The sequence below is a fragment of the Anaerocolumna sp. genome (assembly GCF_032079385.1).
GTDB lineage: Bacteria > Bacillota > Clostridia > Lachnospirales > Lachnospiraceae > Anaerocolumna.
Genome location: NZ_DAMAUC010000007.1, coordinates 78,518 through 90,809, shown reverse-complemented (window position 1 = coordinate 90,809; position 12,292 = coordinate 78,518). Strand labels below are relative to the sequence as shown.

Below are 12,292 nucleotides of genomic sequence, written 5' to 3'. Positions count from 1 at the left end.
CTTTATTTCTTTCATATTAATTTATTACAATATATCTATAATGCCAACACTTCCTGTGCGATTCGACAGGCTCCACCTCCATCTACTAGATTTGTCATCTTTTTAGAATAGGTTTCTCGCTGCTGGGCATTCTCACAAAGTAGTTCTATACCATTTATCATGTTTTGTATAACATTATTGTCATTTTGTCTTGCGTCACCTGCATAATTCATAATCTTCTTGTCTCTAAAGTCCTCAACACCACTAATTTGGTTATCTGCAAATGCAAAGCATATAGTTGGAAGTCCACAGGCACACAACTCATAAAGAGTAGTTCCCCCAGCGGATACTGCTATATCACATTTCATCATTAGATCTGACATTCTTTTAATATTTTGATATAAAAAAATATTTTTATTGTTCTCTTCTAGTGTTTTCAACTTTAATAAATTTTGATTGAATATTCCAGAAACAACATGAAAGTTAATATCTTTGTATCTTTTTTCCATACTAATTTCATCCAATAATCTGCCTGCTATATTATAAGTATCTGAGCCACCGGTTGTTATTAATATGTTCCTTACTTCATTATTGATTTGATTTCTTTTTATTTGAAAAAACTCTTTACGTAAAGGAACATAATTACATCCTAATAGCAGCTTTATACTCTTTAGATTATATAAAGATTCATAATTAAACTTTGAATAATAACTAGTATAATTGATTAACAAATCCACAGGATAAGAAAATAAGCTTAAGTCATCAATATAAACACTTCGAATATGTTTACTGATTTCTTTTAAATATCTTTCAGTTACAAAATAAGAATCTATAATCATTTTATTGATTTCTTTTTCTCTAATCAACTCTGTTAACTTAGTAATCTCTAATTCAAGATCATTCCATTTGCTACAGAGGTTTATTGTCCCAAATCCTTTAGATTGAATTAATGCTTTGGGATAATCATCTGAAATTATAAAAGTACAATTCTCACCTTTTTCAGCTATTGCTTGTGCTATTGATAAACATCGCATTATATGTCCCGTTGCAATTTGTTCATTACCATCAACTCTAAAATATATCATTTTAGCTCCCTTAAATAAGATATTGAACACGGCCTTATTTAGCATAGATTGCTATATAATAACACCTATATCAAATTATCTACAGACATAATTCTTTTACTTTCTTTATTACATAATTTTGTTCTTCATCTGATAGACCTGAATAGATCGGCAAACTAATAAAATTAAAATACACTTCCTCAGCATAAGGACATACAACATCTTTATAACCATTGTTTTGATAATATGGTTGTTTATATACTGGAATATAATGCACATTAACTCCTATGTTTTGTTCTATAAGAGATTCGACTGCTTTTCTCCTGTTCGTGTTTTTTATCTGAATCACATATAAATGCCAACTACTATTACAATTATCTAATTGTTTTGGTACTATTATATTTTTAATATTAGCAAACTCTTCGTTATATCGCTTAACTATTTCTCTTCTTCTTGCTACGAACTTTCCTATCTTCTTCATTTGACTAATGCCTAATGCGCATTGAATATCCGTAATACGATAATTGAATCCCAGCACTAACTGTTGATAATACCAGGGTCCATCATAGGACGACATCAGAGATTGATCTCTTGTAATTCCATGGCTTCTATATAAAATAAGGCGGTCATATAGTGATTTATCATTTGTTGTAATCATACCACCTTCTCCAGTTGTTATATGTTTTACCGGATGAAAACTAAAGGTCGTCAAATCCGAAATATTACCAATCATTTTTCCTTTGTAATCAGCTCCCAAGGCATGTGCAGCATCTTCTATAACCAGCAAGTTATACTCTTGGGCAATTTGGTGGATTTCATCTAACTCACATGGCTGTCCTGCAAAATGAACTGCAATTATAGCTTTGGTTTTACTTGTAATCTTTCTTCTTACATCTTTAGGATCTATATTATATGTATCTGGATTAACATCTGCAAATACCGGCTTTGCTCCGCAATATAAAACACAGTTAGCCGAAGCAACAAAAGTGATAGGTGTTGTAATAACTTCATCACCTTCTCCTATTCCTGCCGCAAGACAAGCCACATGCAATGCTGCAGTACCATTTGAAACAGCAACTGCATATTTTGCTCCAACATATTCTTTCACTACGTTTTCAAATTCAGTAACTTTAGGCCCTGTCGTTAAATAGTCAGATTTTAATACCTCAACTACAGCATTAATATCATCATCATCAATATATTGTCTGCCATATGGAATATACATAATTTCCTCCTTGTATTCACTTTAGAATTTTTCACTAAATCATTTTTCATTTGCAGATAATTACACTTCCTCCCATATCCATAACAGGATAATAATTGATATCCTTTTCTTGGGCAAATTGACGAACTGCCTTTTTTACTCCATCAAATCTAGTACTGTTATAATCATGAACCATTATATATCCACCTTTTACTAAACGATCATAAAAATATATAAGACCTTCATATATGGGGTTGTATAAATCTACATCAAGACTTACAAAGCAAAAAACATCCTCAACACCAACAGTACTCTCAGGAAAATAACCCTGTTTTACAATGCAATTTTGCTTATGTGCCATTTTGTCAAGAACTAATTGTATACTTTCATTAGAATATTCACCTTCTGTTGAATTAGAACATTGCAATTTTTCTTCTACGATGATATCTCTTTTATCAAAACCAGAAAAAGTATCAAATAAATATAATTTTATATCATCAAAAAAGCAATTTTATATATTTGGAGAATTCACCTCTGTACACACCTAATTCAGTAACTGAGCCTGCTATATTTTTTTCTTTTATTTCTTGAGATAGTGCTTTAAGTGTTCCTAATCGCACATCAATTATTCCCTCTTGATAAGCATCTAGAATTTTTTGAGACGGAACAGAATATTTATTCATTAAAGTTTCCGTGATTTCAGATTTATACAAATTTGCTATAATTATATAGTCAAAACTGTAATTAACAATCTCATTTTCAGAAATAATTGGAATATCATTAAGTTTTTTCCCTATTTTATTCTTATCAATGTCTATAAAAGCACTTATCTTTATATGTGTTTGCAGCATTGTCTGAGCACGTAATACACCGTCTCCTGCACCCCAAATTAGTACATTCATAAAAGTTCTCCTTTGCACTAAATTCTCACTACCTTTCTACTAACTCCCAGTTTAAAGGTGTACCCTTTTCAATATCTGTCGCTGCAGTCTTGCCTAATATCTCTTCATAAAACATAGTATGTAAACCAAATGCCGGGCGTATAGATTTTACATTATCCGCAGTAAAAACCTCACCTTTTTTAATGTTTTTCACAACAAATAAAGATCTTGAATGTTCACGACTCTTTATTTGCTTGTCTGTCAATTCATAAGTAACAGTGCCTATTGCTTTTTCTACAATTCGAATATCTTCTACCATTTTTTTAAATTCATGTGGTTCCATAGAAAACGCGGCATCTGCTCCCCCATCTGATCGACTCAATGTTAAATGCTTTTCAATAACTTTTGCGCCTAAGGAAACTGCCGCAACTGAAACTGCAGAGCCCATAGTGTGGTCAGATAAACCTGTAATGCAATTAAACTTATCCTTCATATCAACCATAGTCTTTAAATTGATACTGTCGTAGGGTGCTGGGTACGCCGAAGAACATTTCAATAAGATAACATTTTCATTGCCTTCTTCTTTACATACCTTCAGCGCTCTTTCTATATCTTCGAAATATGCTATACCAGTTGACATAATTATTGGTTTGCCTGTTCCTGCCACCTTGCGTATTAGAGGAATATCAGTTATTTCAAATGATGCTATCTTATATAAATCCATATCCATTTCTTCCATAAAATCAACCGCAGTAAAATCAAACGGAGATGAAAAACATATTAGTCCAAGATCCTCTGCAACTTTTTTCAACTTTGGTTGCCATTCCCATGGTGTATAAGCAGTTTGATATAATTTATGCAAAGTTGTACCATCCCATATTGTCCCTTGGGTAATTTGAAAATATTCTTTGTTGCTGTTAAGAGTTATTGTATCAGGAGTATATGTCTGCAGTTTTATGGCATCTGCACCTGCCTCTTTTGATGCCTTAACAATTTCAACCGCTCTATCATAATTCATTAAATGATTTGCTGACATTTCTGCTATTATAAATGTTTGAGATTTACTATTAATACTTCTTCCTTTTAATACAATGTTATTGTTCATAGTATCCCCCAATGACTAAACGGTCTTTTGCTTAATATCTTGGTTAATTTGGGAAATTTCTTTGTGTTCATCCAAAAATTGAATAATTTCTTTACCAGCAACATATTTATTTTTAAAATGTTCATAAACCAAGTTTACTAATTCAAAGTCTTCTTCTGTATCAACGCATAAGCGATAATCCTTTTGATAAAGTTTTGATCCTTCGAATTTACCAACCAGAAATTCATCAGGATGCTTATACATATATAAAGTAACATGTTCCTTATATGGAGAATCACCTTCTATATTCTTAGTGATATTATAAACTTTCTCCAATGCTTGTCTAGTAAATACTTCAACATCAAAACCGCGAATAAAATTCTCAGGTACATCAGCTCTGACATATTCAAAATTATTAGCTATAAAATAAGTAATAACTTGGTCAATAATAATAGGATCAATAAATGGACAATCTCCTGTAATACGAATAATTATATCTCCATTATATGTATTAACTGTATCTACATAACGTTTTAACACATTACTTTCATCACCACGAAAAACTTTATAATGTTTTGATTCCAGATACTCTACCATTGGTTCTTCGCAAACATTTTCTGTGGTGGCTAATACTACTTCATCAATATATTTACTAGTCATTGCACGATCTAAAGTGTATGCAACCATAGGTTTACCCAAGACCGACTTCATGACTTTTCCTGGTAAGCGTTCTGAGCCCATTCTTGCTTGTATTATACATATAATTTTCATATTAACCTCGATTCCGGCGCTTTAGCACCATTTAATAACAAAGTAATTTTTGTGCCGTACAAATTGCTGGTTGAAAAATTTATTTTTCAACCTATTATCTCCCGTTCACTTATTTTCAACAAATTCAACAATTCCCACACCTTTATGAAACATAAAAGCTACCTTTCTATTATCAATGGCAATTGCTGGTGCTGCATTTTGAGTTAGTATAAATCCTAACTTTTTATATTCTTCTACTACATCTTCTATATCATCAACTTCATAACAGATATGATAAGGGGTGGCTACTCCACTCATCTTTTTTACTAAATTACTAATAGGGCTTGTCTCATCAATAGATTCTATTAATTCAATTACTGTATTATTACCACCTTCTCTATTTTCTAAAAAGCATATTTTTATTTTTCTATTTATATCTTCAATTGTTTTCTTTATTTCCGAAAACCCAAGTAATTCAAAATGGGCTTTTGAATTTTCAATTGAACTAACCGCATAGGCAATATGATGAATCTTCATACTATCTCTCCATTTCGAATCTTATAAAATCATAATTTTTACTTGAACGCAACTTTCTCCAATTAGTATCAATAATACTCATCAAGGTCACATCATAATCTATATTATTTTTAGTGACATGATTTTTAATTACTTTTTCTATGTTACTACCACACAACTGATGTAATTTAATAACACCTTCATTTAAGCTAAAAACTTCATTATATAACCTTTTTAGCTTCAGAATCTCAAAAACATAGTCATACAAGTTCCATTCTAAGTACATGGCCAATTTTAAAGATCGGAGGGATTTTTCTCCTATATAATATCCCCAAGAACTTTCTTTTCTTTTGCTATCCATAGCCGTTAAATTAATAATACCTGCTGGTTGGTCATTGACTACAATCATCCAATATTCAACAGTAGTATCATTATTAATATTCTTAAGCCACTCTCTTTGTATATCAATTGTTAATGTCGGATCTGTATTCATCCATTTAGTAATATCAGGATCCATTCTCCATTTTATAATTCGTTCTAAATCATCTTCATTAATCCTACGCAAATATACATTCATAAGATACTCCTATTTTTGTATTACATCTAACAAATCTTGTACAGTACTTAACTCAACCACTTTCTCTAATGGTACATTTATCTTTAACTTTTCTTCAATTTCACCTATAATCATTAAATGCGCTAACGAATCCCACTTTTCTGTATTTTCAATTGATAATTCTTCATTCACGGCTTTTACATCTATCTCTAATATCCTTGCAATAATTTCAAATATTTGTTCTTTCATTATTAAATCAACTCCTTTTCAACATAATATTCTCGATTTATCCTTGTCTCTAAATTAATGCAATATAGTTTATATTCTTCTGTTTCTTCAATAATTTCATATCCTAATCTATCATAAAAATCTTCAACAGGCTTATTTTTAGATGTCCTAATGTATTTGCTGAATAAAATTTTATAACCCGCCTTTAATAAATCATTTTCTACAAAATCAATTATATAGTTTTCTATAAACTTCCCCATAACTCTACAACTTAATATAAAAGTATCTATATACACCTCATTTAACAGATTGACAAATACTACTGCAGTGATTCCGTTATTTCCAAATCTATCACTTATTTCAAACATATATACTCTTTTATCAGAATCTTGTATTATTTCTTCTACTTCTATCATTGTATAACGTTGAGTAGTTAAATTAAATTGATTTGTTTTATTAATTAATTGAAACAACCTTTGTTTATTCAAAGATGGATCAACAGGGTTCACAGCAATATGCAGACCTTTTAAGTATGAAGCAAAATCTACTGCTTCTTTTTGCAATTCTAGACGTTTTGAGTTGGCTAAATATTGCAAGGATCTTTCTTTATCTTCATTTGTAAATACCAACTTTTTAAAGTATTTATTATAAATTTCTTCCATAGCTTTAGGAAGTAGCTCTATTTTATTTGGGAATTCAGGAACTGTTACATCTGGTAAAGATATCCTCACTAATTCTTGTTCCGCTGGATTATCGTCAAAGAATACAAAAGAATCTAATCCGAGATTAATTTCTTTTGATATTTCCAAAATATTAATATCCTTTTGGACCCAATTAATTTTCTTTACTATAAAATCATCTTCTCTTAAAATCATATGTTGATTTGTCCTCATAACCGAAATAGCATCCTCATAATTATTTTTAGAAACGATAGCCAACAATACTCCCGTATCCTTTATCTTTTTAATTATTCTTTGCAAATCTTTATAAATCAAACCAATCTTTTCATCTGAAAGTTCTATATCATTATAATCACCTTCACCGATAACGCCTCCCCAAATGGTGTTATCCAAGTCAAGGATTAAAACCTTTTTAGGAGTTCCTTTTAATGTTTGTAGAGAATCTTCAATTCCTTTAATTAAAGCATATTTAGCAATACTTGTATGTATAATCCTACCAAGATACCAAAGCTTATCCGTATAAAAATTATCTTTACCAACTTTCTCAATTTGCTTTTTATAAGCAAACAGATATACATTAGTAAAGTCTCTGATTATATCTTTTAACTCTTTCTTCCATATATGTTCAATATCTAATGTATCTAAGCCATTATGTCCAATTTCTATATCATAAGAGCGAAAATCAACATCAGAAATAAAATATACTATATGAGTTTTTATGCATTTTCTAAGTAAAGAGAACCAATTTGAAATTTCTGAATGAATCTGTTCTACACTTTCACAATAAATACATAACTCTTTTATATCAATTATAATATATATAACTTCAGGTTTGAATTCATATAAATTAGAACTTATATTCATCATTTCTTCAAATACATTACCATATCCAACTGATTTAAAAACAACATACTTTTTATTAATATCCTGAATTATTGGTTCTATGTTTACATTGGATAACAAAGCAATTTTTTCCATATTGTCCTCCTAACCGTCCAATTTTCAATCTTCTTTTGTATCAAAAGCTTACCATATTTGATTAATTAATTTTGACAATAAATAATACAGTTCTTTTCTGTAACCTTTCTTTCATCAATATAAAAATTATATCCTTTATAAACAATTCAACTTTTTATCACGAATCTAGTTATATAACTTCATCTATGGCCTTTTCTAAAATAGGTCTAATGTAATCAACACTTTCAATTATTGCTTTAAATACATTTTTTGATTTTTCATATGTCTTAATATTATTTTCTCGGATATCATCAGAAAATTGATATATCCCTACAAGCTGTTGCGCTGCTACTGCTGTAACATACTGATCTATCAACGAATTAATCGGTTGTTCGAGAATGTAATTATTGATTTTAGACAATTTTTTGAAAGAATCTTTTGCAGTATAGGTTTCAGTTTTGGATTTTTTTGTTTCTTTAATTAAGATATTACAAGCCTCAATAGCATCTTGGGCCTTTTCTTCCATTTCATTTAATACATTAAGATTATCTTTTAAATACTTCTTTATAAATACCATTTCTTTCTCACTAAACGTTGTTGCTTTTTCATCTATATTTAAACTAAAATTAGAATTTTCATCACAATATGTATCTATCGCTTCTTTTAAAGTCATTATAATTGTTCCTTTAATTTTAGCTCCTTCTTCTTTTGCATCAATTACTTTTAAGTTTGGGCATACTGTCAGCATATCTTGATACCATATTACGAACTCTTTCCAATCGTATCTCGATTTAACTTGATTGCCATGAATATCTTCAATCATTACTTCTCTTTCGGAATTGTATTCTTCTTTTACCCCACCAGCATGGCTATTTCCTCCGTTATATGCCAGATCTTGGCCAACTAAAATAATTCTTTCAAATCCTAACGCAATGCATGCCGTAAAAGCCACTGTTGCAACAGAGGCACTTGACCTTGTTCTTGGAGGCGTTTTTTTAGTATCAAGATATATTTTATCTAAAAATCTGTTACAATTACATATTATTTTTTTCCCTACATGACGATCTAATATCTCGTAATTTGACTCCATAAAGCACATCAAAGGAATCTTTACATCTGTTCTACTAGAAAAATACTTAACCGGTTTCATTGGATCTACTGTAACAACAAAATCAGGCTCCACACCTGAATCCAGTAAATATTCAAGAATTCTATCTACTGCGAAAATAACCGTTTTACCCTTTGCTCTTTTTATTTCATCAATTTGTTTTTCAACTGAAGGCCCTGCTGCCACTACAATCGCAGGCATGTCTGCTGGCATATCCTCTTTAAGTTCAAGTATTGTATTACTCTTGCCTATATATTTTATATTATTTAATGTGTTTTCTATAAATCTCTTTCCAAAAACTATTTCAGTATTAACATTCGTTTTTGTATGAATGTATGCATCTTTTATTTCTTTCCAAAATTCAATACAGATTTCAGAAAAAATCTTATCATATTGAGGGTATATACACATGATTTGCTCACTCATGTTGGTAATATCCATTGTACCTCTTAAGACATTATGAAATTCAAATTCATTTATTTTATCAATAGCAATCGATATTTGGGTATTAGATAAGATATCTGTTATATCATAATTATTTAAAACATGAAAAAATACATCCGGGCATGGCTCATAAATTAAGAATGTATCTTTTTCTCCCATTTTTTTAATAATTGCTCTCGCAAATATACCATTTCCGAATCCAAACATAGATATTATATTATTATAATTATTAAACGAAAACTGTTCTGCCCATCTATTAGCTTCTTCTATAGGTCTATATAAACTATTTAAACGATATTCTGTACCTTTATACTTAACAATAACTGCCTGCTCTCCATCTCTTGTAATTACAGAATTGACATCTTCTGCCTGTTCAAAAGTTGTTGCGGTATCCATATCTTTAAGACAGCTATACATATATCTCCTATTCTTTTTTATACATTCTATATTTTTTTCATAATATGTCATAATAGGTACCCCTGCTTTTATAATTTATTAAATTTAAATAACTTCCAAAATATTCTCTAATAATTCTTTTAATTCATATTGTAGAATATCAGAAAGTAAAATTGTATCTTTCTTCTCCATGGCATTCATTGAATCTGTCAATAACTGCACTAATTTATTCTCATCTGCACCTATATTCTTCCCGGCTTTTATATATGTAAAAATACCATCCATTGTATTAGCTAAAAAGTTTAATGTGCTTTCTAACTCTTCATAACCTTCTTTTGTTTTTTGTTGATAAAATAATTTAGTTGTTTGGTCTATTGACTGTATTGAATCTTTAATTACATCTTGTAATTCTCTCATCTTTTACCGCTCCACCCTGTTTTATAATATTTAAAAAAGTAGGACTGACTTGAGTCAGTCCTACTAATTAATACCTGCCAATGATTATTGTAATAATGATAACACACCTTGAGATGATTGATTAGCTTGTGCAAGCATTGACTGAGCTGCTTGTTGAAGAATGTTATCTTTAGAGTACTTAACCATTTCTTTAGCCATATCAACGTCACGGATACGAGATTCAGCTGCCTGTAAATTTTCAGAAGTATTATCAGCGTTAGCAATTGTATGTTCTAATCTGTTTTGTAAAGCACCAAGTGCTGATCTTTGAGTAGATACTTGGTTAAGAGCTGATTGAATGATTGTAATTGCCTTAGTTGCAGAAGCATGACTACCAATTTTAGTTGAAACACTATTTACTCCTAAAGCAGTAGCTGTCATTGTAAGAACTGAGAACTCAATGTTTTGTCCTGAATTTGCTCCAACTTGAAGATTCTTACCAGTAAATGAACCATCTAATAACTTCATAGTATTGAATTCAGTTTGAGTTGCAATACGAGTTACTTCTTTTTCTAATGCATCTAATTCTTTTTCAATTGCTCCGCGGTCAGCTGTTACGTTAGTATCATTAGCTGCTTGAACTGTTAATTCTCTCATTCTTTGAAGAATTGAGTGTGTTTCATTAAGAGCACCTTCAGCTGTCTGAATTAAAGAGATACCGTCCTGAGCATTAACAGATGCTTGATCAAGACCTCTGATTTGTCCACGCATTTTTTCGGAAATTGTTAATCCAGCTGCATTATCACCTGCACGATTAATTTTGTAACCAGATGATAATTTTTCAGTAGATTTTCCAAGGTTTCCAGTTGTGATACCTAATTGTCTGTTTGTGTTGGCAGCAGCCATATTATGTTGAATTACCATATGTATATTCCTCCTTGAATAAATAGTAGCATCCATGCTACATTAGTATTGTATTGAGTAACCAATATCAATCTGTTATTTCTCAGGCCGTACGCTCCATCAAAATAAAATAGATTCATATTTGTCTTACTTGTCATATATATCGGTATATTAATTTAATACTTTATAGGTTTTTTTAAGTTTTTTTATTTTTTTTTGTCAAGAAAATAAGATTCATCCAATTGCTGGTTCATCATATTTTTATAATAACTAGTTGCGGTTTCACTGCTTCTTTTAAAATCCTTTATTTCCTTCTTTTTATTTGCAAAAAATATTTCAAGGCTTTTTTTGTTTCTTATCTCTAAGGTTTGTAATTTAGTGCTTTTCTCCGTTACTTGTTTTATAAGATTTTGTAATTCTATTATAGCCTCTTTATGATTTACTCTATTAGATATTATTTCATTTTTAACATGTTCATATATTTTTTCAAAACCATCATCCAATTCATTAATTTTATTAATTAATATTTCTTTGTCTTCTAATGAGGTTTCAAAATTATCCATGTCAGGAGGTGTCAATGTGATATATCTTTCTTGCATTTCTGTAATCTGTATTAGCTCATCAAGTAAGAAACTTTTTTTTGATAGTGTATCTGTTAAAATATGTACATATGTATTATTGTCCACATCATAACCTCCCTTTTCATTTTCTAATCTATTGATTTAATGTATTTTTAGTGTTATATTATTTATCTAATATTTCCGGTCTTCATAACTTCTTTCCAAGTATCTCTCAATTCTCTTATATGCTCCAATACTTCTTCGATGATATCTTTATCTTTCCGTATATTAGCTTGTACTAATCTATCGAAGACATAATCATAAACATTATCAAAATCCTTCGCTACAGGATATTTATAATCCAAGGTTGAACGAAGGTGGGTAATTATCTTTTCAGCCTTTTGTATATTTAAATTCGCCTTTTTAATATCATTTTCTTCAATTCCAATTATGGCTATATTACAAAACTTTATTATTCCTTCATATAACATTAAAGTTAATTCTGCAGGTGTTGCTGTATTAATCTTATTGTTTTGATAAGCTGCTGCTGCATTAACCGGCATTTTCATTCCTCCCACTATCTACA

At 30.1% G+C, this 12,292-nt stretch carries 15 protein-coding genes; all 15 read right to left on the bottom strand.

All coding sequences use genetic code 11. From position 1 onward, the window contains the following. Positions 1–35: 35 nt before the first annotated feature. Positions 36–1,064 (bottom strand): UDP-2,4-diacetamido-2,4,6-trideoxy-beta-L-altropyranose hydrolase, encoded by a 1,029-nt coding sequence (pseG, locus tag RT261_RS07735; RefSeq protein ID WP_313131410.1) that lies wholly within the window; start codon positions 1,062–1,064, stop codon positions 36–38. Positions 1,065–1,143: 79 nt separating this feature from the next. Further along, positions 1,144–2,268: a UDP-4-amino-4,6-dideoxy-N-acetyl-beta-L-altrosamine transaminase gene (gene pseC, locus RT261_RS07730; RefSeq protein ID WP_313131407.1), complete on the bottom strand. Its 1,125-nt coding sequence runs from the start codon at positions 2,266–2,268 to the stop codon at positions 1,144–1,146. Positions 2,269–2,314: 46 nt separating this feature from the next. Beyond that, entirely contained in the window at positions 2,315–2,740 is a 426-nt protein-coding gene (locus RT261_RS07725) for a TylF/MycF/NovP-related O-methyltransferase (RefSeq protein WP_313131548.1), read from the bottom strand. Between the two features lie 4 nt (positions 2,741–2,744). Beyond that, the gene (locus RT261_RS07720) at positions 2,745–3,149 is read right to left on the bottom strand and encodes a nucleoside-diphosphate sugar epimerase/dehydratase (protein ID WP_313131405.1); all 405 of its coding nucleotides are present in this window, start codon (positions 3,147–3,149) and stop codon (positions 2,745–2,747) included. A gap of 28 nt (positions 3,150–3,177) precedes the next feature. Then, on the bottom strand, positions 3,178–4,233 hold the full coding sequence (gene pseI, locus RT261_RS07715) for a pseudaminic acid synthase (RefSeq protein WP_313131402.1): 1,056 nt from the start codon (positions 4,231–4,233) through the stop codon (positions 3,178–3,180). A gap of 15 nt (positions 4,234–4,248) precedes the next feature. After that, positions 4,249–4,983 (bottom strand): glycosyltransferase family protein, encoded by a 735-nt coding sequence (locus RT261_RS07710; protein WP_313131401.1) that lies wholly within the window; start codon positions 4,981–4,983, stop codon positions 4,249–4,251. A gap of 105 nt (positions 4,984–5,088) precedes the next feature. Then, positions 5,089–5,499: a VOC family protein gene (locus tag RT261_RS07705; protein WP_313131399.1), complete on the bottom strand. Its 411-nt coding sequence runs from the start codon at positions 5,497–5,499 to the stop codon at positions 5,089–5,091. 1 nt (position 5,500) lies between these two features. Further along, a complete protein-coding gene (gene pseH / locus RT261_RS07700) occupies positions 5,501–6,055 on the bottom strand; it encodes a UDP-4-amino-4,6-dideoxy-N-acetyl-beta-L-altrosamine N-acetyltransferase (RefSeq protein WP_313131396.1) in 555 nt (184 codons plus the stop codon). A gap of 9 nt (positions 6,056–6,064) precedes the next feature. After that, positions 6,065–6,283: an acyl carrier protein gene (locus tag RT261_RS07695; protein WP_313131395.1), complete on the bottom strand. Its 219-nt coding sequence runs from the start codon at positions 6,281–6,283 to the stop codon at positions 6,065–6,067. A gap of 2 nt (positions 6,284–6,285) precedes the next feature. Beyond that, entirely contained in the window at positions 6,286–7,920 is a 1,635-nt protein-coding gene (locus RT261_RS07690; protein WP_313131393.1) for an HAD-IIIC family phosphatase, read from the bottom strand. Positions 7,921–8,089: 169 nt separating this feature from the next. Further along, positions 8,090–9,919 (bottom strand): motility associated factor glycosyltransferase family protein, encoded by a 1,830-nt coding sequence (locus RT261_RS07685; RefSeq protein ID WP_313131390.1) that lies wholly within the window; start codon positions 9,917–9,919, stop codon positions 8,090–8,092. Between the two features lie 33 nt (positions 9,920–9,952). After that, positions 9,953–10,264, bottom strand: coding sequence for a hypothetical protein (locus tag RT261_RS07680; RefSeq protein WP_313131388.1), 312 nt, complete (start codon positions 10,262–10,264; stop codon positions 9,953–9,955). A gap of 84 nt (positions 10,265–10,348) precedes the next feature. After that, positions 10,349–11,167 carry a flagellin N-terminal helical domain-containing protein gene (locus RT261_RS07675; RefSeq protein ID WP_313131386.1) on the bottom strand — a complete coding sequence of 273 codons (819 nt, stop codon included), beginning with the start codon at positions 11,165–11,167 and terminating at the stop codon, positions 10,349–10,351. 185 nt (positions 11,168–11,352) lie between these two features. Next, the gene (gene flgN, locus RT261_RS07670; RefSeq protein ID WP_313131385.1) at positions 11,353–11,832 is read right to left on the bottom strand and encodes a flagellar export chaperone FlgN; all 480 of its coding nucleotides are present in this window, start codon (positions 11,830–11,832) and stop codon (positions 11,353–11,355) included. A gap of 62 nt (positions 11,833–11,894) precedes the next feature. Further along, positions 11,895–12,269, bottom strand: a complete 375-nt coding sequence (gene fliS / locus RT261_RS07665; protein WP_313131383.1) for a flagellar export chaperone FliS — start codon at positions 12,267–12,269, stop codon at positions 11,895–11,897. Positions 12,270–12,292 lie beyond the last annotated feature (23 nt).